The organism is Olsenella sp. An285 (assembly GCF_002159625.1).
In the GTDB taxonomy this organism is placed as follows: domain Bacteria; phylum Actinomycetota; class Coriobacteriia; order Coriobacteriales; family Atopobiaceae; genus Thermophilibacter; species Thermophilibacter avicola.
This window is the reverse complement of sequence record NZ_NFIZ01000002.1, coordinates 1-21,549: the sequence shown is the minus strand read 5'-3', so window position 1 is coordinate 21,549 and position 21,549 is coordinate 1. Positions and strand designations below refer to the sequence as shown.

At 65.3% G+C, this 21,549-nt stretch carries 20 protein-coding genes; 8 read left to right on the top strand and 12 right to left on the bottom strand.

Translation table 11 applies throughout. The features are described 5' to 3' along the window. Window positions 1–163: 163 nt before the first annotated feature. The gene (eno, locus tag B5F79_RS01635; protein ID WP_087217167.1) at window positions 164–1,453 is read left to right on the top strand and encodes a phosphopyruvate hydratase; all 1,290 of its coding nucleotides are present in this window, start codon (window positions 164–166) and stop codon (window positions 1,451–1,453) included. Window positions 1,454–1,829: 376 nt separating this feature from the next. Then, window positions 1,830–3,023 (top strand): diphosphate--fructose-6-phosphate 1-phosphotransferase, encoded by a 1,194-nt coding sequence (locus B5F79_RS01630; RefSeq protein ID WP_241147227.1) that lies wholly within the window; start codon window positions 1,830–1,832, stop codon window positions 3,021–3,023. Between the two features lie 90 nt (window positions 3,024–3,113). On the opposite strand, the gene B5F79_RS01625 is transcribed toward B5F79_RS01630, so the two are convergent. Genes B5F79_RS01625 through B5F79_RS01610 form a run of 4 tightly spaced genes read right to left on the bottom strand, consistent with a single transcriptional unit; the run spans window position 3,114 to window position 5,227 of the window. Next, a complete protein-coding gene (locus tag B5F79_RS01625; RefSeq protein WP_087217165.1) occupies window positions 3,114–3,530 on the bottom strand; it encodes a PaaI family thioesterase in 417 nt (138 codons plus the stop codon). Next, a complete protein-coding gene (locus B5F79_RS01620; RefSeq protein WP_241147226.1) occupies window positions 3,518–4,207 on the bottom strand; it encodes a pentapeptide repeat-containing protein in 690 nt (229 codons plus the stop codon). The genes B5F79_RS01625 and B5F79_RS01620 overlap by 13 nt, the downstream gene beginning before the upstream one ends. Window position 4,208: 1 nt before the next feature. Then, window positions 4,209–4,871 carry a copper homeostasis protein CutC gene (locus B5F79_RS01615; protein WP_087217164.1) on the bottom strand — a complete coding sequence of 221 codons (663 nt, stop codon included), beginning with the start codon at window positions 4,869–4,871 and terminating at the stop codon, window positions 4,209–4,211. After that, window positions 4,865–5,227: an arsenate reductase family protein gene (locus B5F79_RS01610; protein WP_087217163.1), complete on the bottom strand. Its 363-nt coding sequence runs from the start codon at window positions 5,225–5,227 to the stop codon at window positions 4,865–4,867. Before B5F79_RS01610 ends, B5F79_RS01615 begins: the two co-directional genes overlap by 7 nt. A 273-nt stretch (window positions 5,228–5,500) precedes the next feature. Between B5F79_RS01610 and B5F79_RS01605 the strand changes: the two genes are divergently transcribed. Continuing rightward, a complete protein-coding gene (locus B5F79_RS01605; protein ID WP_087217162.1) occupies window positions 5,501–6,520 on the top strand; it encodes an HNH endonuclease in 1,020 nt (339 codons plus the stop codon). On the opposite strand, the gene B5F79_RS10765 is transcribed toward B5F79_RS01605, so the two are convergent. Continuing rightward, window positions 6,521–7,120, bottom strand: a complete 600-nt coding sequence (locus tag B5F79_RS10765) for a hypothetical protein (RefSeq protein WP_143786210.1) — start codon at window positions 7,118–7,120, stop codon at window positions 6,521–6,523. A gap of 150 nt (window positions 7,121–7,270) precedes the next feature. Here B5F79_RS10765 and B5F79_RS01600 point away from each other — a divergent pair, with 150 nt between their 5' ends. Further along, on the top strand, window positions 7,271–7,903 hold the full coding sequence (locus B5F79_RS01600; protein ID WP_087217161.1) for an HAD family hydrolase: 633 nt from the start codon (window positions 7,271–7,273) through the stop codon (window positions 7,901–7,903). A 16-nt stretch (window positions 7,904–7,919) separates the two neighbouring features. On the opposite strand, the gene B5F79_RS01595 is transcribed toward B5F79_RS01600, so the two are convergent. The 5 genes from B5F79_RS01595 to B5F79_RS10925 form a co-directional block, all read right to left on the bottom strand. Beyond that, window positions 7,920–8,222 (bottom strand): type II toxin-antitoxin system RelE/ParE family toxin, encoded by a 303-nt coding sequence (locus B5F79_RS01595; protein WP_087217160.1) that lies wholly within the window; start codon window positions 8,220–8,222, stop codon window positions 7,920–7,922. A 2-nt stretch (window positions 8,223–8,224) separates the two neighbouring features. Beyond that, window positions 8,225–8,512, bottom strand: coding sequence for a type II toxin-antitoxin system Phd/YefM family antitoxin (locus B5F79_RS01590; RefSeq protein WP_087217159.1), 288 nt, complete (start codon window positions 8,510–8,512; stop codon window positions 8,225–8,227). Window positions 8,513–8,584: 72 nt separating this feature from the next. After that, window positions 8,585–9,847, bottom strand: coding sequence for a serine/threonine protein kinase (locus B5F79_RS01585; RefSeq protein WP_087217158.1), 1,263 nt, complete (start codon window positions 9,845–9,847; stop codon window positions 8,585–8,587). Between the two features lie 101 nt (window positions 9,848–9,948). Next, complete coding sequence (locus tag B5F79_RS01580; protein ID WP_087217157.1) at window positions 9,949–10,368, bottom strand: transcriptional regulator; 420 nt, start codon at window positions 10,366–10,368, stop codon at window positions 9,949–9,951. 44 nt (window positions 10,369–10,412) lie between these two features. Further along, window positions 10,413–10,928 carry a DUF5067 domain-containing protein gene (locus B5F79_RS10925; RefSeq protein ID WP_158094811.1) on the bottom strand — a complete coding sequence of 172 codons (516 nt, stop codon included), beginning with the start codon at window positions 10,926–10,928 and terminating at the stop codon, window positions 10,413–10,415. Between the two features lie 511 nt (window positions 10,929–11,439). Here B5F79_RS10925 and B5F79_RS01570 point away from each other — a divergent pair. After that, the gene (locus tag B5F79_RS01570) at window positions 11,440–12,666 is read left to right on the top strand and encodes a Wadjet anti-phage system protein JetD domain-containing protein (RefSeq protein WP_241147225.1); all 1,227 of its coding nucleotides are present in this window, start codon (window positions 11,440–11,442) and stop codon (window positions 12,664–12,666) included. A 576-nt stretch (window positions 12,667–13,242) separates the two neighbouring features. Then, window positions 13,243–14,439, top strand: coding sequence for a hypothetical protein (locus B5F79_RS01565; RefSeq protein ID WP_143786208.1), 1,197 nt, complete (start codon window positions 13,243–13,245; stop codon window positions 14,437–14,439). Between the two features lie 398 nt (window positions 14,440–14,837). On the opposite strand, the gene B5F79_RS01560 is transcribed toward B5F79_RS01565, so the two are convergent. Continuing rightward, on the bottom strand, window positions 14,838–15,176 hold the full coding sequence (locus B5F79_RS01560; protein WP_087217154.1) for a P-II family nitrogen regulator: 339 nt from the start codon (window positions 15,174–15,176) through the stop codon (window positions 14,838–14,840). Window positions 15,177–15,231: 55 nt separating this feature from the next. Next, window positions 15,232–16,509, bottom strand: a complete 1,278-nt coding sequence (locus B5F79_RS01555) for an ammonium transporter (RefSeq protein ID WP_087217153.1) — start codon at window positions 16,507–16,509, stop codon at window positions 15,232–15,234. A 348-nt stretch (window positions 16,510–16,857) separates the two neighbouring features. On the opposite strand from B5F79_RS01555, the gene B5F79_RS01550 reads away from it, so the two are divergent. Beyond that, on the top strand, window positions 16,858–18,876 hold the full coding sequence (locus tag B5F79_RS01550) for a S8 family peptidase (protein WP_158094810.1): 2,019 nt from the start codon (window positions 16,858–16,860) through the stop codon (window positions 18,874–18,876). Between the two features lie 195 nt (window positions 18,877–19,071). Then, window positions 19,072–21,549, top strand: a 2,478-nt coding sequence (locus B5F79_RS01545; RefSeq protein WP_143786206.1) for an S-layer homology domain-containing protein, incomplete at its 3' end; no start/stop codon positions are given.

Here is a 21,549-nt window from a genome sequence, read left to right as displayed (position 1 = left end):
CTAGTATATCTTGCGCTCCGCGCCGTGACGGCACGTCTGCGACCTCTGCGAATCTGCACAATCGGCAAGGCTTGTGTCGACATTGTGCGCCAGTTTGGCAAGAGTTAGATAGGGTATACATTTGCTTGTGAAGTTAGCCTAGTCAAACTGAAAGGCGGGCACCATGAGCAAGATCAGCAAGGTGTACGGACGCGAGGTCCTGGACTCCCGCGGCAACCCCACCGTCGAGGTGGAGGTCACGCTCGAGGACGGATCCTTCGGGCGGGCCATCGTCCCGTCGGGGGCGTCCACCGGCGAGTTCGAGGCCGTCGAGCTGCGCGACGGCGAGAAGGACCGCTATCTGGGTAAGGGTGTCGCGCAGGCCGTCGCGCACGTCAACGACGAGCTCGCCGCCGTGCTCGTTGGCCGCGAGGCCGCGGACCAGCGCGGCGCCGACGAGGCCATGATCGCCGCGGACGGCACCCCCAACAAGGGTCGCCTGGGCGCGAACGCCATCCTCGGCTGCTCGCTCGCCATCGCGCGCGCCGCTGCCGCCTCCGCAGGCCTGCCGCTCTACGCCTACCTCGGCGGGCCCAACGCCCACACCCTCCCCGTTCCGATGATGAACATCCTCAACGGCGGCGTCCACGCGGACAACAACGTCGACTTCCAGGAGTTCATGATCATGCCCGTGGGGGCGCCCGATTTCCGGACCGGCCTGCAGTGGTGCGCCCAGGTCTATCACACGCTCAAGGACACCCTCAGGAAGGCAGGGCTCTCCACCGGAGTGGGCGACGAGGGCGGCTTCGCCCCCGACCTCAAGACCAACGCGGAGCCCTTTGTCTACCTGATGGAGGCCGTGGAGGCCGCCGGGTTCAAGCCGGGCGAGGACTTCGTATTTGCCATGGACCCCGCCACCTCAGAGCTCTTTGATCGCGAGACGGGCCTCTACGAGCTCAAGGGCGAGGGCCGCGCGCTCACATCCAAGGAGATGGTGGACTACTGGGCCGAGCTCGTTGACCGCTACCCCATCATCTCCATCGAGGACGGCCTTGCCGAGGAGGACTGGGAGGGCTGGGCGCTCCTCACCAAGCGCCTGGGCAAGAAGGTCCAGCTCGTGGGAGACGATCTCTTCGTCACCAACACCGAGCGCCTGCGTCGCGGAATCAACCTAGGAGCCGCCAACGCCATCCTCATCAAGGTCAACCAGATCGGCACCCTCACGGAGACGCTCGACGCCATCGAGTGCGCCAAGCGCGCCGGCTACGCCGCCGTCGTCTCCCACCGCTCCGGCGAGACCGAGGACACCACCATCGCCGACCTCGCGGTGGCCACCAATGCCGGCCAAATCAAGACCGGAGCCCCCGCGCGCACGGACCGCGTGGCAAAGTACAACCAGCTCCTCCGCATCGAGGACGAGCTCGGCGCCTCGGCGGAATATCCCGGACGCGCCGCCTTCTACAACCTCGCGTAGCACCGCTCCGCGCACGGCTCAGCACCACGGAGATGCCGTCCCGGCTTGGCCCGGGGCGGCATTCTCCTGCAAAAGTGCCCTTCGGGCCGGCGGCGCGGACGTCAGGCTGCAAAACGGGCCTTCGGGCCGGTGGAATTGCGGAAGCCGTCGGAGGCCATACCATCGTTATCCCATATATAAATATCAAGTATCTAATCTTATTTCCCAGCGGCGCCAAATCTCCCCCAAAATCCACCGGCCCGAAGGCCCGTTTTGCAGCCGGCGGTCCGCACTACCGTCCCGAAGGGCACTTTTGCACGCTCAGCCTCCTCGCTGGTGAGCTCGGCGACAAGCGGATATCCTTATGTGTGGAAGCCGAGCAACGATTGGAGCCCTTATGAGCGACAAGTGCATTCTGGTGGGGCAGTCCGGCGGCCCCACGACCGCCATCAACTCGAGCCTCGCCGGCGTGATTGCCGCAGGGGTCTTTGACGGAACCCGCATCGAGGGCATGCGCTACGGCATCCAGGGGTTTCTTGAGGGCCGCTCCGTCCGCCTGGACGAGGCCTTCGTGAGCAGGGTGGACATCGAGCTCCTGCGCAACACCCCCGCCAGCTGGCTCGGCAGCTGCCGCTACAAGCTCCCGCTCCCCTCCGAGGACGAGGCCACCTACGAGCGGCTCTTCCAGCGCTTCGAGGAGATCGGCGCAGAGGGCGTCCTCTACATCGGCGGCAACGACTCCATGGACACCATCGCCAAGCTCTCCGAGTACGGCCGCCAGATCGGGAGCGACATCCGCTTCATCGGCGTGCCCAAGACCATCGACAACGACCTCGTGGACACGGACCACACGCCCGGCTACGGCAGCGCCGCGCGCTTCGTGGCCACCGCCGTCAACGAAATCGCGTATGACGCCAACGTCTACGACCTCAAGAGCGTTACCTTCGTCGAGATCATGGGCCGCGACGCCGGCTGGCTGGCAGCCTCCAGCGCGCTTGCCCTGGCAGCGCCCGACCTCGTGCTCCTGCCCGAGGTGCCGCTGGATCTGGACGTCCTGATGGAGCGCATCGCCTCGATCCTGGACGAGAAGAACACCGTGATGGTTGGCGTGAGCGAGGGCGTGCGCACCCCCGACGGCCAGCTCATCTGCGAGCGTGCCGCCGAGCCGGGCGTGGGCGTCGACGAGTTCGGCCACCTGGCCACGCTCTCCGGCACGGGCCGCTACCTCGCCGCGCTGACGAAGGAGCGCCTGGGCTGCAAGACGCGCTCGGTGGAGCTCTCCACCCTCCAGCGCTGCGCGAGCTATGCCGCCAGCAGGGTCGACCTTGACGAGGCCTTCGACCTCGGGCACGCCGGCTTCAACGCGGCGCTTGCGGGCGAGACGGGCAAGATGTGCGCCGTCGAGCGCGTCTCCAACGACCCGTACAGCATCAACATCCAGCTCGTTGATGTCGTCTCCGTGGCAAACAGGGTCAAGAACGTCCCGCGCGAGTGGATCGCCGAGGACGGCATGGGCGTCACCAAGGAGCTCCTCGACTACATGAAGCCCCTCGTCGGCGAGCTGCCGGCGCAGATGGCCTCCCTCGACTAAGAGGGTCCTGACAAGGGGGCGGGGCTGACAAAGGGGACGGGGTAGTTTGTCAGCCCCGTCCCCTTTGACACAACCCCTGTCAGCGCGTCTCTACTTCTGCAGGTGCATGCAGGTCTGCGTGGCGCGAGCGACGGGAGTTCCCAGCTCGTCGGTCACGTAGCAGGTGTAGAACGCCAGCGTGCGGCCGTTCTTGTCCACGTCCGCCGTGGCTATGAGCTTGTTGCCTTTGGCGCCGCTCATGAACTCGATGTTGCTGCTCACAGAGACGGTCACGGACTCGCCCACGTTGGACGCCACCGCAAACGCGAGGTCAGCCACCGTGAAGATGGCACCACCCATCACGCCGCCCTTCTCGTTCCTGTGACCGGGCGTGATGTCGAACTCGGTCACGGCGTGCCCGCGCGCGGCCTCCACCACGCGGCAGCCGCACGCATCCGTTGCGAAGCGGTCGTTCTTGAAGACCGCCTGAACCTCCTCGAGGGAGGCGTTCTCGTCTAGGAGAGCCATTCTTCCTCCTTGATCTTGATGCCCAGAAGCCCCGCGAGCTGCACGGCCTGCTCCGCGCTCACCTCGGCGCCACGTAGCTCGCGGAAGTCACCGGAGACGCGGACGCCGGAGATGTCGCAGGTGGAGAGGTCAACGCCCGCGAGACTCACGCGGTAGAGCGTGGCACGCGTGAGGTCACAGCGGTCCAGCTCCACGTGGCTGAGCTTGGTTGAGAACACATTTGCCTCGGCGAGGCTGGTGGAGCTCGCGCGCAGGCGGCTCACCGACGCCTCGGCGAGGTCGCAGTAGCCAAACTGGCTGTCCGCAACGAGCACGCCCGTGAGGCGCCCCTTGACGAAAGTCATTCCCGGGGCGGAGCAAGACGAGAAGTCCACCCGATTGAGCCACGAGCGTCCCATATCGCACCGAATGAATCGGCAGCCCGAGAAGAGCACGTCCGTGAACGTACAGCCGGAGAGGCTCACGCAGTCGAACGTGCACCCCCGGAAAACCACGTTCTCGAAGGTGGTGCCATGCGCCGTCACGTCCGCGAGCTCGAGTCCGGAGAACGCCGAGCCGGACACGCGGGCGTCCGGCTCCTCCATCCTGGCGAGAAGGTCCTCGAGCCCCAGGTTCTCGCCAAGATTGGGCGTGACCTGCGCAAAGCCCCTCGACCTCGTTGAACGGGACCGGGGCACCCTACGCCACCTTGACGATCTTGGTGCCGTGGACCTCGTGCACGCCGAGAGCGGACGCCACGTCCTCCGCGTTCTCCCACGTGATGCCGCCGCCGGGCAGGATGATGATGCGGCCCGCGGCGCGCTCGACGTAGGCGTGCAGGCGGTCGAGGTTGTCCATGATGGGCGTGCCCGCCTCGCCGCCGTGCGTGAGGATGCGCTCCACGCCCTGCTCCGCCAGCCAGTCGATGGCCTCGAGCTGGTCCTCCGGAGCAAGCGCGTCGAAGGCCATGTGGAAGGTCACATCAACGCGACCGGGAGCCTCGGGAGAGTCCTCGTGCGCCAGGCGAACGAGCTCGGAGGTGAGTTCGCGGTCGAGGCGGCCGTCGCGCAGGCAGCCGAAGACCACGCCGGTCACGCCCAGGCTCTTGGCCATGATGAGGTCGTCGCGCATCATGGCCACCTCCTCGGCGGTGTGCTCGAAGCAGCCGCCACGCGGGCGCACCATGCACATCACGTCAACGCCGTGCTCGCGCGCAAAGGCCACCGCCGCGCGGATGACGCCGTAGCTGGGCGTGGTCCCGCCCACGGCGAGGTTGTCGCAGAGCTCAATGCGCGCGGCGCCGGCGGCCACGGCCGCGGGGACGAGCTCCATGTTCTCGGCGCAGAACTCCCTGGTTAGCATAGCTTCTCCTCCCACTCTGCCTCGCGGAACCCCACGAGCACGAAGTCCTCCCCCACCACGATGGGGCGCTTGACGAGCATCCCGTCCTCAGCGAGAAGGGCAAAGGCCTCGACGTCCGACATGCCGGCGTCGAGCTGGGCCTTCACGTTGCGCTCCCTGTACAGGCGACCGCTCGTGTTAAAGAAGCGGCGCACGGGCAGGCCCGAGCGCGCCTGCCACTCGGCAAGCTCGTCGGCCGTGGGGTTGTCCTCGACGATGTGGCGGTCCGTGTACGAGACGCCGTGCTCGTCCAACCACGCCTTTGCGCGGCGACAGGTGCTGCACTTGGGATACTCAACAAAGAGCACGTCAGCCATGGTGTTTCCTTTCCCCTGGTCATGTGGGAAAAGTGTAGCACGCCGCAGCCGGGCATCATGCACGGTCGCGGCGAGCGTTATGCGGAAGGGCCCACCATACGTAGCCGGCATTCTTGTAGCGATATCGGCCCCAATATTGATGGGTACGTATGGTGGGCCAAAGTAGCAACCTATAGCTCGAGCTCGGGCTCCGTGAGCACACGGCCAGTCGCATGAGAGACGCCCACTGCAAGAGCATCGTATAATCTAGTCGCTGAGGGGAGGTCCACCGACATGCCAAGCCAGCTCGTCTATGAATGCCCCGTTCTTCTTCCCACGCTTGCTCGCGCCGAGCAACTCGTACCCTTGCAGTTTGTCCCGTGTTACGACTGGTTCATCGCTAATACCGGAAATGCCATCCCCAAGCTCCCCCACCACATGGAGAACAAGCCCCAGACGCCCATCCCCCTAAGCCGCGATTCCGGCATCTACGTCCCAGGGGCGGCGCAAATCTCCTATGACGGAGATCGAAGGTACGCCCTTTCGGTACACTCGAACAGCGCTGGCCGCTACGATGACAGGGCTCCCATTCCCCTGGCCGACGGCACATGGATTCTCGACTACGCCGCCCACCAAGGGTCGGACGTGAATCAACAATACAATCGAGCCCTGATGAACTGCCTCGAAGACGGCATTCCCGTAGGCGTAATGACCCGCGAGCAAAGAGGCGGCTATCTTGTACGCGGCCTCGCATTCGTTGAGTGCTATAACAGCGTCACGCGCATGTTTACCCTACACGGTCCCGTTTCGCACGAAACGGAAGCGCGTGGCGCCTTCGTACCGCAGGGGTTCGACGATCTTTCGCCTGAACAGCAGCAGATAGTCGTCGAATACGACGGAGAGGACGAGCGTCGCCGAGTGACGGCGCAGCAAGTGAGGCGCGAGCAGCAGAGCCTCTTTCGCAGCAAGCTTCTTGAGGCCTACAACGAAGCGTGCGCGATCTCTGGCACAAACGTAACGACTGTTCTTCAGGCAGCTCACATCAACCCATACCGAGGGCGCAGGTCCCAGATCGTTCAGAACGGACTTCTCCTCCGTGCGGATCTCCATCTCCTCTACGATGCCCATCTCATCTCGGTAACCCCGGATCATCACGATGTGGTCCTGAGCAAGCGCCTTTCTTCGACTGAGTACGCACGATACGAGTCCGTCAAGCTTCGCGAGCCCTCTGACCCCACCCAATCTCCCAGCGACGAGCTGCTCTCGATTCATTACGAGCAGTTCAGGCGCGAGAACGAATTGTTTGTTGCTTAATCAGCCAATTCCAGAAGAGGCCCCCACGGCCAAGGAAGATGCCGGCTCTCCCGCACATTCCCGCACCACCTCACGAAAAGAGTGCGTCCCCCTGATAAGACACTCATCAAGACCCCCACTCTCCACAACCGCCCTACACCACCTAGAGAACTGGGGCCTCAGACCGCAGGGTACCCTCAGTATCGCGCGCCCCCTTTCCCTCCTTGGAATCGCGGCCAAGATTCTTGTCAGAGCCTCGGCCCATGAGTCGCCCATTTCCATTAGCTCATGGAGATCGTCCATTGCGACTGGCCACAGAGCCTGTCGCGTTTCTCCCCCGAACACATGCCAGCATCCCCGCATCGGATCAAAGTGGAACACGTCCATGACAAATTGATTCACCGAAGAATAGCCGGTGAATACTCCACCACGACCTTCGCACCATTCTCTTCCAGCCTCGTCGAAGGATCGGATGCTGCCATCCATGGGAACACAGCCATCAACGAGCTCCTCATCTCCCACGGACTCCCACGCTTCTATCACCCGGACAAGTTCCACCGGTCGATCCCCACCTGCCGGACAAATCACCCAAGCTCCTTCTGACCTGAACGTCTCTCCCATGTTCTCCCCCTCTCTCAACTTGTGGAGCCAAGTCTGAGGCGATCACGACGCCTTTCCGCACGTCATTGGACGATCCGATCAATCCACACGATCGCCCGCCTCCCCCGCAGCGCTATACTCTCCGCAAGCACCCGCGACCGAGGAGGCCCCATGCCCGAGCCCACGTCCAAGCTCATCCGCAACATCGTCTTTGACATGGGCGGCGTGCTCATGAACTTCGACGGGCCCTACTTCGCGAGCCTGTTCACGGACACGCCGGAGGACGCAGAGCTGCTGCAGGGCGCGCTCTTTGGAACCACGATGTGGTCGCTCCTGGACTCGGGCACCATCACGCACGAGACCATGCGCCGCTACGCGGAGTCCCACCTACCGGAGCGGCTGCACCCCAACCTGCACGAGTGCATCGCCCACTGGCCCGAGCACTCGGAGCCCTTCTCCGCCACCAACGACCTCGCCATCCGCCTCAAGGGCGAGGGCTACGGCATCTACCTGCTCTCCAATGCCTCCACGCGCATCATGGAGCAGCTCGGCCACGCGCCGGTGCTCCCCCACCTCGACGGCTACGTGGTCTCCGCCATGGAGCGCCTCATGAAGCCGGACCCGGCCATCTACCAGCTGCTCTGCGTTCGCTACGACCTCGACCCCGCCGAGTGCGTCTTTGTAGACGACAACCTGGACAACTGCATCGGCGCGGAGGCGGCGGGCATGCGCTCGTTCCACTTCACCCGAGAGCCCGGCCACGACGCCGCGGCGCTGGAGGCGTTCGTCCGCGAGCTGAGCTAGGGAGACCCTGCACGAATTAGACGAAGGTGAATCTCGCTCGGGGATCTCCAGCCGTCCACTCGATGTCGAACACCGTCACCAACTGAGCCTCATCGTCCGTCAGATAGTAGAGCGTGAACGGCGTGTCCGAAAGCGGCAGATACCGACAAGGAAACGGAGGTCTTGCCGCAGCGTAGTCCGGGTTGTATGACGGCCCCGCCTCAGGATACTCGGCAAGCATCTCGACGGAACGCTCGATTCTCTCGAGCACGCGTTCGCTGGTGACGTTATCTAGGAGGAACGACTCGGCATATTCGGTAAGCTCAACGGCATACGCCATGTCTACCAGCCCTTCTGCTCTCGCACGCGAGCGAAGGCGCTCTTTGCGTCCGAGGTCCTACCTTCCTGAACATCCTGGTATCCGCGAAGAAGACCCCTGTAGACGCTCATCTCCCTCTCGTGAACCTCGTTCCTAAAGGACATGGCGCGATCAAACGCCTCCGCATCCATCACGACAACCGCGCTCTTGCCATTTCGCGTGAGGTAGAGCGGCTCTTCAGTCTCTGAAAGGCGCGAAATGACCTCGGACTGGTTCCTGTTGAAGTCAGACAGCGAGGTAACGGCTGGCATGCGAGTTCCTTTCCCCTACTAGAAGTAACTGCAAATATACAGTAAATTACCTACTTTTGGTAGTCAACGGGCCTACACGCCCGCCGCGGCTGAGGTCAGAACCCACGCGACAAAAATCGCGATCAGAGCAAGAAGCCCTACGCGCGTCTCCTGCCGTACGGAGAGGCTTGCGAGCGCGGGAATCGCCCGCCTCACCGGACGACGATCCAGCAGCAGGTAGCACGCAATAAGTAGCATGGGCATAAGAAACACGAGGTAGGACGTCCAGAGATACCACGCGGGCCACTTGGCGTTCTCGGGCGTAGGCTGAACCACGCCCATGACGCATCCCACGACGCAGAGCGCGGCCACGCCCAGAACCACCACGTCCCAGACGACACCCGCCCATCCGGGCACCCGAGCAAGCCAAGACCAGAACGAGCCGCCCTCTGCCCGCGGGGCATACGGCTCGGCAAAGTCCGGCGGCGCGGGGGCAAGCTCCCCGCTCTTCTCCGCAGGGCCCTCCGGAACGGCAGGCTCACCATCAAGGGCCGAGAAGAACGCGGACTTGAGCTCCCGCACGGAGGCGTAGCGCGCCGACGGGTCGAGCTCGGTCGCGCGCCGCACCACGACGCGCAGCCCCTCCGGCAGCGCGGCGTCGCGAAAGCCGGACTCGCGGTCCGCCTGCGACGGCTCCCGGCCGGTCACGCAGAAGAAGAGCAGCATACCAAGGGCATAGACGTCACTCGTGACGCCGGTCTGCCCAAATCCGAACTGCTCGGGCGGGGCGTAGGCGCGCGTGCCAAAGTGCGTGGTGTCCTGCTCGGCTCCGTCGCGATACGCGCGAGCGATTCCCAGGTCGATGAGGGTGACGCCGCCCGGGGACACGATGACGTTATCGGGCTTGAGGTCGCGGTGGATGACGGGCGGGTCGAGAAGCTCGTGGAGCTCGGAGACGGCGTCGCAGAGGTCCGGGAACGCGCGCCGCACGAGCGCGAGGCGCTCCTCCCGCGAGCGGCACGCCTCCACGCAGCTCCCGAGCGTCTCCCCGGGAACGTACTCCATCACCACCACGAGGTCGCCGTCTCGGCGGTGGCACTCCACCATCCGTGGCAGGTGCGCGAGCCGCACGCCGCGCCGCTGCGCCGCGAAGACGGTCTCGTACGCACCGCCCAGCCCAGACTCGCCGCCGATGCGCTTGCGCACGAACGGCCCCAGCACCGAGCCGTTCTCCCCCACGAAGGAGACGCGCTCGGTGGTCTCGAGCGCGCCCTCCTTGAGCACGGCGTCCACACGATAGCAGGCGTCGCGCTCGAGGGCGTCAAGATAGCTGGCGAGTTCGTCTTCTGTGTTCATGCGCCCATCCTAGCAGAGCGGGGCCAACGCCACCGCGCCGACCCCGCCGGGAGGAGTCCTGTCCGGAGCGGAGGGCCAAGGCCGCCGCCCGCTTCCGCAAGCTAGCAGATGGTCTTCTCGCCAAAGCGATAGAGCTCCTCGTTGACCTTCTGCAGCGAGCAGCCGCGATCCAGGCAGAAGATGATGATCGCGTCACGGCGGTCCTTGCAGTAGAGCTCGCTCACGCCGGCCGCCGTGAGCGCGCGGTTGGTCTCTCGCAAAGTGAGGGCCATCGCAAAGGCAATCTGCAGCACCTTGTCGCGACTGGGGTTTCGCGTGCCCTGGAAGATCTGGTAGCCAAAGGTGTCGTTGAGGTTAGCCATGCGCACCACGCGCGAGCGCTCGAGGCCCTTCTCGGCAAGAAGCTGGTTGAGGTACTCGGAGAGGGTGCGCCTGCCGGGCTCGTTCCTCTCGAGGTACTCCTCGAGGTCCGATGTGGAGAGGAGCTCGTCCAGCAGCTCCTCCGTCAGTCGTTCAGCCATGGTCTCACCACCCTCGCACCGAGCATATCAGAGCGGGCATCTCACTACGCCACAGAGAACGTGGCCTCGGCGAGGACGGTGTCGTCGAGCGAGATGAGCTTCTCCACCTCAACCGTGACGTCAGACTGGTCCGTGAGGCTGTAGGCCATGCGGGCAGTGGTGGTGGCGCCGGGCTTTATCTCGGCCATGTAGCCGTTGCCGAGGTCCTCCGACACGATGGCAGTCTCGAGCTGTACGCCGTTCTGGAATGCCTTCTGTGAGCAGGCAACCGCAAAGGAGGTGGCGTCGTCAGAGTTGTTGGTAAAGGTGTAGTCAACGATGATGGCAGGCGCGCCCTGGTAGTCAGTCGTCACCGTGGAACCATCGATGGAGACAACGTACTCGGACTCCTGGGGCGCCGCCTCCTCGGCCTGCTCCGCCTGCTGCTCCTCGGCAGCGGGGGTGGAGTCCCCACCCGAGGAAGAGCCATCGCAACCTGCAAGGGCAACCGGCGCCACCACTGCGGCAGCGGTCAGCGCAAACGTGAGGGCAAAACGGGCAATAGGCGCGGTCTTTCTCATTGCAACCACCCAATCCTTCCAGTCATCTGTTCCGGGTAGTTGCACCCTAGCAGCTGACTGAAGGAGATTCATTAGCTGCGAGCTAGACCCCGAGACGGACGTGTGGCGATTATCGGGGCCAGGGCACGTTTCGGCGGGAAGGCGTTGCGTCATTTTGAGCTGGGGCACGACGGCGGAGAGGCAAGGGCGAGAAGAGCCTTCGGCGTGAGACGGCAGCTGGACAAAACCCCAGTTGAACGTCGCTGCCCCAAGGTAGTCAGGGAATGCCGCCGTGCCCCAGCCCAAGAACTCGCAACGCTCCCGAGCACAACCGTGCCCTGCCCGGCAAACTCGCAACGCCTCGAGCGCCAACCGTGCCCCAGCCCCTGAAACCGCAGCGCCCCAGCACCCGCAGCGTCCCCGCCGCCCGCAGCGCCCCACGCTTCCGCAGCGCCCGCGGCACCCCCCGCCGCCCGTCGCACACCGCGACGCGCTATCCTTGAGCACGGCAATCAGATCCCGAAAGGCAGACATGGCACAGAAACTCACCGAGCAGGAGCACGCCGCGGTCGTGAGCCTGGCAAAGCTCCTGGGCAGGGAGCTCCCCTCCAAGCAGCGCAGCATCGCGGGCGGCATCGCCAGCGGGCTCGTGCGCCTGCGCAAGAACCCGGTTCCCTTCCAGGACGTGGAGGCGATCCTCGCAAAGTACGGCGCCGGGCAGGAGACCCTGGACTCCCTGCGCGAGCTGGGCGTACTCGAGCCCGTCGCAGATGACGGCGGCTACCTGCTCACCGTATCCCCCGCTCGGCCGGCCGAGAAGGACGTCGAGTCCCAGGCGGAGAACCATGACAAGAAGGACGCCCAGAAGGGCTCGCCCTCCCCGCTTGCCCGTCGCGAGACGCGGACCCTCGCGCACCTCAACTGCGTGCGCAAGCAGACCCCCGAGCTGGGGGAGATCCGCCGTCGCATCATCGACCTCGATCCGCGCCTGTGGATCAACGGCTGGCTGCTCAGCACGCCAGAGGCGTTCGTCCGCTTTGAGCGCGAGCTTCGCGGGCTCGACGCCGAGCTCGCCGGCAGGCCAGCCCTCGGCGACGGCACCCTCAGCCTGCGCGAGCTCTCCTATCGCGTCTTCGGGGACGAGAAGTTCCTCGCGCCGGAGTCCGACGGCCGCAAGCTCCTGCACCTCATGGGCCTCACGGACGTGGTGCGCACGCGCCCGCAGGTAAGGCTCGAGCTCCTGCACCACATCCCCAAGTACCACCGCCACCTGCGCATCGTAGTCTCGGAGAACCTCGACCCCTGGGTCAACATGAGAAACGCGATGTTCCGCGACGGGCGCAAGCGCATCTTCGACGAGCGCGTGCACGGCGTGGTCTTTGGCAACGGGTACCTCGTGGATGACCCGCACAAGCTGCCCGACCTCATTGCCACGCTGGGAGCCGAGGACGTGACTGTGCTCTACTGGGGCGACCTCGACCGCGCGGGCCTCTCCATCCTGGCAAAGCTCGCCGAGATGGCGGGCGACCGCTTTGCCGTGGAGCCCTTCGCCGCGGCGTATCGTCGCATGCTGCGCCGCGCGATGAGGCGCTTCCCGGATCCGCTGGAGAACGAGCCTACGGACCAGGCGGGCGTCAGCGTGACGGGCATCGAGCTACTGGAGCCCTACCTCAAGGAGCGAGAGCTCGCGTACCTGCGCGTGGTCCTCGGGAACGCGCTGCTCATCCCGCAGGAGATCCTCACGGCGGAGGATCTGTAGCGGGCGCGCTCACGGCATTGCCGGGGGCGTTGCGGTTTGCCGGGCTGGGGCACGGTGACGGGCCGGGGCGTTGCGGGATTCGGGACTGGGGCACGGGGCGGCAGGCCGCGGCGTTGCGGGATTCCGGACCGGGGCACGGTAAGCCAGCCGCGGCGTTGCGGGAATCGAAGCCAGGGCACGGTGATGGGTCTGGGCGTCGCAGAATCCGCGGCCAGGGCACGTCCCGCGCGGCGAGAAGGACCCTCCGCCCGGCATCGCGCCCCTCCCGGCGCGCCCCGGCCCCGATTTTCGCGACGCCACAGCGCGAAACCGTGCCCCCGCCGGAGTTCTCGCGACGCCCCGGCCCGCCACCGCGCCCCGACCCGGCAGACCGCAACGCGCAAATGCCAGAGCCGAACCCCCAGCAGACACTCCCGCCCCAACCAGCTCGGCACAGAAATGCACCACAGACCGAGCCCCGCACGCACCCGTCCCAGGCAACTGCTCAAACACGACATCTACACAGCGTGCACCACCATTTCGAGCAATCTCGTGCGAAACCCCCACCTCGATAAACACCTTGCGGCGAAAGCAGGCGTGAAGAATCCCGCAAGCTCCGTGTCGAGCTTTTTCAGCCTGTCAGCCGCACACGCCCACGCGAGCCATAGCATTTTGAGCATGGATATCGTGCTCACACACTTCACCGCACTTGAGGCGCTTCGCAGCCCGTCGCTTCGAAAGCGTCTCGCAAAGGGACAGCGCTGCGACGCAAACCTGCCCGACCGACCTCCGACCAAAGAAGAGCTCACCCAGGCCATGTCCAGTCTCCCGGATAGTGTGCGAGAGATCGACATGCCCGAGATTCTTCTCGATCACGACGCGCCGAGGTCGCGCCCGCGTCACGTGAAGACGCATCGAGCAATCTCCTCCTTCCCCTCGGGCTCCGCCGTAGAATTGGCACCCGGCGTCCGCTGCGTCTCACCAGAGCATCTTGTCGTTCAGCTGGCGGCGATGCTCACGGAACTCGAAATCGTATGTCTGCTCTCGGAGATGCTTGGCACATACGCCATCGCACCTGGCCTCGAGAAGGGCATGTTCTCGCGTGACCAGCCCCTCACCACGCCTGAACTCATCAAAGGTCAACTCGAGCAGCTTGGCCCGGTAGCAGGAACCGCAAAGACAAGGCGTGCCCTCAAGATGGCATGCGTCAGATCGGCGTCGCCGCGCGAGACCAAACTCTCGCTCCGAATGGGACTCAGCAAGGCGCGCGGCGGCTATGGCTTCGAGGTGCTGTCGATGAACGATCCTGTCGAGGTCCAGCGCATACACGATTCCATGCGAACCGGCGTAAGAAAACCGGACATCTTGCTGCGCGCTCCGGGAGACTCGGGGGCAAGCGGCGTGACACTGCGCGGAGTGGCTCTGGAGTACGACGGACGAGACCATGAGGGGGCGGAGCAGCACGCAGCCGACGTCGAGCGCCACAACGAGCTCACCGCCAAAGGCTTCAACGAATACGTCGTCACCAGGCGCCAGTACGCAGATCTTGACTACATGGACGGCCTCGCGGAAGCCATCCGTCGCGACCTGGGAATCCGCAAGGTCCGCGTGACGCGTGCGGTCGCCAACGAGCGTCGCTGCAGACGCGAGAAGCTGTGGCACGAGCTCGAGGGAATCGACGGCGTCAACTGGAGCTGTCTCACGAGCAAAGATGAAGGCGAACGGGATCCGGATCCGGACCAGGGAGACGATGGCTGGGACGAGGTGCCGGTAGAGGCGTACGGGTTCGAGTAGCGCGTCAAATAACTTGAGGACTGTAATACGCGTTGAGGTTTGCCGGGCCGGGGCACGGTTCCGGGCGGGGGCGTCGCGGGATTCGGGACTGGGGCACGGTGACGGGCCGGGGCGTCGCGAGAACTCCAGCCGGGGCACGGAGCGGCAGGCCGGGCGTTGCGGGAATCGGGACCGGGGCACGACTCCTCGCCAAGGCGTCGCGGAATCCGCGGCCGGGGCACGTCCCGCGCGGCGAGAAGGACCCTCCGCCCGGCATCGCGCCCCTCCCGGCGCGCCCCGGCCCCGATTTTCGCGACGCCGCAGCGCGAAACCGTGCCCCGGCCGGAGTTCTCGCGACACCCAAACCCGCCACCACGCCCCGACCCAACAGACCGCAACGCAAAGCGACAAGCGCCCCCTCACACCGCCTTGACGCCGCGCTCTCCGGTGCGGATGCGCACGCATTCCTCCACGGGATAGACGAATATCTTTCCGTCGCCCACCTCTCCGGTGCGCGCAACCTCGCACACCAGGTCAATCAACGCGTCCACCTGCGCGTTGTTCACCACCAGCTCAACCTTGACCTTGGGAATCATGTTGAGCATCACCGGTTTGCCGCGGTAGTACTCGGTCCAACCGTGCTGGCTGCCGCAGCCCATGACCTCGTAGACGGTCATGCCGTGGACACCCTTCTCGTTGAGCGCATCCTTGAGCTCCTCGAGCTTCTCCGGTCGGATGATGGCCGTTACCTTCTTCATGTGAGACTCCTTGATAGTAGGGAATGATCGGTGTCGAGCACGAGAAGAACCGCAGCTACGCGTCCAGTCCGGTGAACGCCGGGTACGCGCTCTCGCCGTGGGCCGTCACGTCGAGGCCGAGCGCCTCGTCGTGCGCGCTCACCCGCAGGCTTCCGCCAAACGCCGCGCGCACCGCAGCAACGATCACCAGGTCAAGCACCACTACGATCGCAAGCGTCACCAGGATGCCGAGCACCTGGCTCACCAGCAGCGACGGATCACCGGTGTAGAGCAGGCCGCCCTTGCCGGTCCAGGAGAGCTCGGGCACGCAGAAGAGGCCGGTGAGCACGCCGCCCAGAAGACCGCCCACGCCGTGGCAGCCAAACGCGTCGAGCGCGTCGTCATAGCCAAAGCGAGCCTTGAGCTTGGAGATGGCCAGGTAGCACACCGGGGAGACCACGAGCCCCATGACCACCGCGGCCCACGGCTCCACAAAGCCGGCCGCCGGCGTCACCACAACGAGGCCCGCCACCAGGCCCGTGCAGGCGCCCACGAGCGAGGGCGTGCCGCTTGCCACGCGCTCCACCACGAGCCAGGACGCCAGGCCAGCCGCGCTGGAAATCACGGTGTTGAGCATCGCCAGCGCCGCGACCTCGTCCGCCGCAAACTCGGAGCCACCGTTGAAGCCAAACCACCCGAGCCAGAGCAGCCCCGCCCCCAGCGCAACAAAGGGCACGTTGTGCGGCCGGTAGCTCTTGAGGCCAAAGCCCGCGCGCCCGCCCAGGACAAGGCTCAGGATGAGGCCCGTGACGCCGGAACTGATGTGCACCACGTCGCCACCGGCAAAGTCCAGCGCGCCGATGACGTCGCCGATGAGCGATCCCTCGCCGCCCCACACCATGTGCGCAAGCGGGGCATACACCACGAGCGACCACACACCGATGAACGCGAGCACGGCACCAAAGCGCATGCGCCCCGCAACGGACCCGGTGACGATGGCCGCCGTGATCATGGCGAACGCCATCTGGAAGCACACGTCAACCAGGCTGGGGTAGACCGCGTCCGCAGGAACGGCGTCCGCCTCGGAGAGCATGCCCGGGACCAGGCCAACGAGTCCCAGCTGGTCGAGCCCGCCAAACCAGGGGAGCGAGCCGTCCCCGCCGTAGGCGAAGGACCACCCCGCGATCACCCACAGCAGGCCCACGACACCGATCACGGCAAAGCACATGAGCATCGTGTTGACCACGTTCTTCCGGCGGGCGAGGCCGCCATAGAAGAACGCCAGCCCGGGCGTCATGAACAGTACGAGCATGGTGCAGACGAGCATGAAGGCGGTTGAACCGGTGTCATACATGACGGCCTCCCAACGTCGCGCGCGGCCGGGACGCAGGGCGGACCGGCACGCAGGGCAGATGTGACGCGGCAGATGGTGCCACCCTCAAGCTGCCTGAAGGCGCAGCCGGGCGCGCTGTTTACGAGCCCGCGGCCGGACCGTAACGTCGGAAGCCCGCCGGCAACGCTGGGCCATGCGGCGGCAACGCGCTCGCAACGCAAGGGGCCGCGCGGACTCGCCGCCCGAGGCAACTGGCCTACAATCAAACCGTCGCGCAAGCGCAACGCACCGCACCCGCAGCGCACCACGCGCCACGCGCCCAACACCCGAGCAATCGCCGAGAAGAACCTCTCGCCCAAAGGACCCGCCATGAAGAAGACCCTCCACGCGCTCCCGCTGTCGTTCGCCCTCTCCGCGGCGCTCACCGTCGGCACAATCGCGCTCTCCCCTGCCGTCGCCCTCGCGGACGGCCCCCAAACCAACGGCATCCTCGTGACGCTGCAGGCGCCCGCCCCGGACGGCGCCTCCCTGCTCGCACAGGCAGACTCGGCGCTCGACGCGGCTGGCGTGGAGGTCACCGGCATCGTCTCCTCCGAGGACGGCACCGTGACCGTGGAGGCCCAGCCCGCCTCCGGCCAGGCGGACGAGCAGGCCCTCGCGGCGGCCAGGGCCGTGCCGGGCGTGGAGAGCGCCCAACTCAACTACGTCTACCACCTCATCGACGCCGTGGAGGAAACCGCAGGCGCACCCGCCGCAGCGCCTCTCGCCGCCCCGAGCGACGGCATCGCCTCCCTCGCCAGCATCTCCGTCAACGACCCGTTTGCCCAGGTCTCTGACCCGGATGAGAGCCCCAACCAGTACTGGCTCTACGCCAGCGGCCTCGCTGAGGCGTGGGATTCGCTCCCCTCGGGCGCGCAGAGCAACCCCGTCACCGTGGTCACGCTGGACTCCGGCGCCCAGCTCGACCATGAGGACCTCGCGGACAACCTCGTGGCGGAGCACGCCTACGACTCCGCCAACGAGCACCCGCTCTCCCAGAACGCCTCCACGGACGCCTATGGTCACGGCACCGCCGTCGCGGGCGTCATCGCGGCCGTGGCGAACAACGGGATCGGCGTCGCCGGCTCCACGCGCAACGCCGCCCAGGTGCTGCCCATCAAGGTGATCTACGACTCCGGTGACTTCGCTGGCAAGGCGGACTCCGCCTCACTCGTCCGCGCCTACGACTACGTCCTCGGCCTCATCGAGGACGGCGAGCTCCAGAACGTGCGCGTCTTCAACCTCAGCCTCGGCGCCTACGGGCAGAGCTTCGACTCCGACGGAGCCCTGCGCGCAGTCATCCGCGAGGCCCGCAACAGCCATGGGATCCTCTCCGTGTGCTCCGGCGGCAACGGTGACTCCCGCTCGAAGCCCTACACCGACCCCGTCTACCCCGGCGACTACGACGAGTGCGTGAGCGTCACCGCCCTGGAGCAGGACGGCACCAATATCCCCTGGTCGGACTACAACCAGTACAAGGACATCAGCGCGCCCGGCGCCTCCGTCTGGTCGACCTACACCCGCTACAGCGCCGAGGCGGACGGAAACTACGGCGCGCTCTCCGGCACCTCCCTCTCCGCCCCCATGGTCTCCGGCGCCGCGGCAGTCCTGATCTCCGCCAACCCGGACGCCACCGTCGACGACGTCCTCGAGGCGCTCTACGCCACGGCCACCCCCGTGAACGACACGGATAACGACCGCACCCAAACGAGCGGCAGCCACGGCGCCCTCTCTGCTGGAGACGCGGCCGAGCACCTTGCCTGGCACGCCGAGAATCCCGTGAGCTTCGTGGACGTCACCTCGGGCAGCTGGTTCTACGACGCGGTCACCCACGCCGTCGCCAACAAGATCATGAGCGGCTACGATAACGGCTCCGGAGCTTTTGGCGTGGGCGACCAGATCCAGCGCCAGGACGTCGCCCTCATCCTCTACCGTCACCTGGGCAACGGCGAGACTGCGCCCTCGTGCGGCCTCGTGGACGTGCCGCAGGACTACTACACCCAGGCTGTCGACTGGTGCGTGGCCAACGGTGTCTTCACCGGGTACGAGGACGGCTCCAACGAGTTTGGCGTGGGTGACCCCCTCACGCGCCAGGACCTCATGACGGTCATCTACCGAATCTCCGGCGCCACAGCCGAGGGCGTGGACGGCTCCGCCTTCGACGGGCTCCCCGACAGCTCCCTCACGAGCCCCTGGGCCATCGACGCCGCAAAGTGGGCCCTTTCCGAGGGCATCATCTCCGGCATGGAGCAGACGGACGGAACCCGCCTCCTGGCCCCGCTCAACAACATCTCCCGCGCCGAGGTGGCCCAGGTGATGCATCGCGCGATGGAGAAGGACGTGCTGTAGGGACTCAAGCGCAGGACGACCTGCCGAGAAGAACGAGCTGCCACCGACTCCCCCGATCCAGACACAGCTCCAATGCGGCCCAGGCCAGATTCCCGGCCTGGGCCGCTTTCGTTGGCAGAGGACCCCGCCATGGCCGACCTCAAGTGCTGTCTTTGGCCACGTCTCCCGGAAAGACTCTTTGAAAGGAGACAACACATGACAGCTTGCAGGAACAAGGCCTCGCGCGCGGTGACCGCGGCCCTCGTGGGCGTGCTCTCCGTGGGCGCGGTCCCGATGGTGGCCATGGCGGCCGGCGTCAACGACGGCGCCAGCCTGATGTTCACCCAGCCGGACGGCGCGTTTGCGAACGCCAGCATCGATGCCATTACCTTCTCCCAGGGCGATTGGTCTGGAACCCCGACCCTCGATGGGGATGTCTATCAGTTTGACTACGAGCGCAACCAGCCCGTCAGCCTGAGGGCCCTCCAGCTCGACGTGGCCCCCGGCGCCGACTCGCACCCCGACTTCACGGTGGACGCCACCGAGGAGGACGCCTCCTACGACATCCAGTACTTCAATCGCGGCGCGAACGGCTACGAGGAGGGCGACGAGCTCACCGGAGACATCATCAACGTCGGCGAGTACGTGATCAAGATCACCGCCCTCGAGGGCAGCGGCTACGAGGGCGGCGTCTACTACGTCCGCTTCGACATCAACCAGGTCGACATCAGCGACATCAAGCTCGAGGGAGAGCTCGACACCACCTATGACGCCGAGCCGAAGGAGTTCACGTTCTCTCTGAACGGCGAGCCCCTCTACGTGGGCTCCGACATCGACGTCCAGTGGTATCGCACCACCGGTGACACCAGCAAGGACTACGAAGTCGACTCGGTCGTGGATGCGGGCAACTATAAGGTGCTCATCACCGGCAAGGGCAACTACACCGGCTCGGCCGACCTCAACGATCAGCTCGTCACCGTTAAGAAGCTCGAGCTCGGCCACAACGTTAACTTCATCGCAAACAACCCTAGCGTCTACATCCCCGAGATCTACTCGGACAGCTCATCCAAGCCGTCGGGCTTTGATGGCCTCTTCATCGACGGCACCTTCTACGGCGCCGACTCCAACATAGCTAAGGAGCTCACCGCCTCCTTTGACGATGACGTTGTGTGGTATGACAACGCACGTTACGTCTACAACGTTACCAAGGCCGATCCCGACAACGAGAACATCGACGGCACCTACGAGATGAACGCCTCCAAGGTAGGCCAGCTCGTAAAGTGGAGCTACGAGGGCAAGGCTCTTGACAACTACCAGGAGATCATCGTCTCCGCAAAGGAAGGCAACTTCACCGACGAGAAGATTGTCGCCACCGATGCGAGGGGGAACAAGCAGACCGTCACGAAGATTGCCGTCTACGACAGCGAGGGCGACGTAAAGACCAACGACGATGCCTGGTGGAACAACCCCGGCACCTACACGGCGATTTATCGCGTCAACCCCACTGATGGGTACGCCGTCGGCGGGCAGGTTATTCTCACCGTTCGAGTCTACGCCGATGCAGTGAACGCAGACGCCAACGCGGTCGTGACCTACAACAACAAGGTCGTCACCTCCGTCGCCACCACCTACGACGGAACCGACGTCCTCGACGACATCACCCTCACCGTCAAGGGCGTCAAGAACGGTAGCGAGACCACGCTTGTTGAGGGAGACGACTATACCGTCTCCTACTACGACGCCGACGGCAACCAGGTCAGCGAGGTCATCAACGCCGGCACCTACACCATGAGGCTCACGAGCTCCACCTACAAGCTCTCCGGAACCACTGAGATGACCATCACCGTCTCCCCGCTGACCATCGGCTCCGTGAGCTCCGACAAGCTTATGACCACGACCTTCGACAAGGTCGGCGTCGGCAACTACGACTACCTCCCGTGGGACGAGGACGGCTACGCCGTCGCCCCCGAGGGTGACGTGAACGGCCTCGGCCTCTTCTACCTCGACGAGGACGATAACAAGGTCTGGCTCGTCACCGACGGGCTCGCCAATGACGTCGTCAGGGTCACCATCACCGACGCCGCCGGCAACGAGGTCGACAAGATCGTCGACGAGGGCGTCTACACCATCAGCTTCGAGGCCCGCAACGCCGACGCCGAGAACAACTACGTGATGCCCGGCGACCTCAAGATCACCTGCGTCCAGAACTACAACGACTTCGAGAACGACGTGCACAACCACACCCTGTTCAGCGACGTCAGGTGGGACAGCTACTTCGCCGACCAGGTGGCCTTCGTCTCCGCGAACACGATCATGAGCGGCTACAAGGACACCAATGGTGTCTCCACGGGCGTCTTCGGAGCCACCAACAACCTCACCCGCGGCGAGGTCGCCGTCGTCCTCTACAACATGGCCGCCCGTGACGGGAAGGTCGAGACCGACCCCGTCTACAACGAGATCTTCGGCTACGAGACCGGCTTCGAGGACTGCAACGGCAAGGCCTTCTACGCCAAGTCCGTCGCCTGGTGCAGGCAGCTCGGCCTCGTCGAGGGCTACGTCGACGGCACCTTCCGCCCGGACCAGTTCGTGACGCGCCAGGAGTTCGCCACCATGCTCAAGAACTACGAGCAGCTCTTCGGTGACTACTCCGCCGCCGACGAGTCCGTCCTCGACAAGTTCTCCGACGCCTCCGAG

Bases quoted from the DNA above. Each gene is read 5' to 3' on its own strand.
- eno (WP_087217167.1), top strand. From the start codon at position 164: ATGAGCAAGATCAGCAAGGTGTACGGACGCGAGGTCCTGGACTCCCGC.
- B5F79_RS01570 (WP_241147225.1), top strand. From the start codon at position 11,440: ATGGCACAGAAACTCACCGAGCAGGAGCACGCCGCGGTCGTGAGCCTG.
- B5F79_RS01590 (WP_087217159.1), bottom strand. From the start codon at position 8,512: ATGCCAGCCGTTACCTCGCTGTCTGACTTCAACAGGAACCAGTCCGAG.
- B5F79_RS01625 (WP_087217165.1), bottom strand. From the start codon at position 3,530: ATGGCTCTCCTAGACGAGAACGCCTCCCTCGAGGAGGTTCAGGCGGTC.
- B5F79_RS01580 (WP_087217157.1), bottom strand. From the start codon at position 10,368: ATGGCTGAACGACTGACGGAGGAGCTGCTGGACGAGCTCCTCTCCACA.
- B5F79_RS01630 (WP_241147227.1), top strand. From the start codon at position 1,830: ATGAGCGACAAGTGCATTCTGGTGGGGCAGTCCGGCGGCCCCACGACC.
- B5F79_RS01600 (WP_087217161.1), top strand. From the start codon at position 7,271: ATGCCCGAGCCCACGTCCAAGCTCATCCGCAACATCGTCTTTGACATG.
- B5F79_RS10765 (WP_143786210.1), bottom strand. From the start codon at position 7,120: ATGGGAGAGACGTTCAGGTCAGAAGGAGCTTGGGTGATTTGTCCGGCA.
- B5F79_RS01550 (WP_158094810.1), top strand. From the start codon at position 16,858: ATGAAGAAGACCCTCCACGCGCTCCCGCTGTCGTTCGCCCTCTCCGCG.
- B5F79_RS01585 (WP_087217158.1), bottom strand. From the start codon at position 9,847: ATGAACACAGAAGACGAACTCGCCAGCTATCTTGACGCCCTCGAGCGC.
- B5F79_RS10925 (WP_158094811.1), bottom strand. From the start codon at position 10,928: ATGAGAAAGACCGCGCCTATTGCCCGTTTTGCCCTCACGTTTGCGCTG.
- B5F79_RS01555 (WP_087217153.1), bottom strand. From the start codon at position 16,509: ATGTATGACACCGGTTCAACCGCCTTCATGCTCGTCTGCACCATGCTC.
- B5F79_RS01560 (WP_087217154.1), bottom strand. From the start codon at position 15,176: ATGAAGAAGGTAACGGCCATCATCCGACCGGAGAAGCTCGAGGAGCTC.
- B5F79_RS01610 (WP_087217163.1), bottom strand. From the start codon at position 5,227: ATGGCTGACGTGCTCTTTGTTGAGTATCCCAAGTGCAGCACCTGTCGC.
- B5F79_RS01595 (WP_087217160.1), bottom strand. From the start codon at position 8,222: ATGGCGTATGCCGTTGAGCTTACCGAATATGCCGAGTCGTTCCTCCTA.
- B5F79_RS01605 (WP_087217162.1), top strand. From the start codon at position 5,501: ATGCCAAGCCAGCTCGTCTATGAATGCCCCGTTCTTCTTCCCACGCTT.
- B5F79_RS01615 (WP_087217164.1), bottom strand. From the start codon at position 4,871: ATGCTAACCAGGGAGTTCTGCGCCGAGAACATGGAGCTCGTCCCCGCG.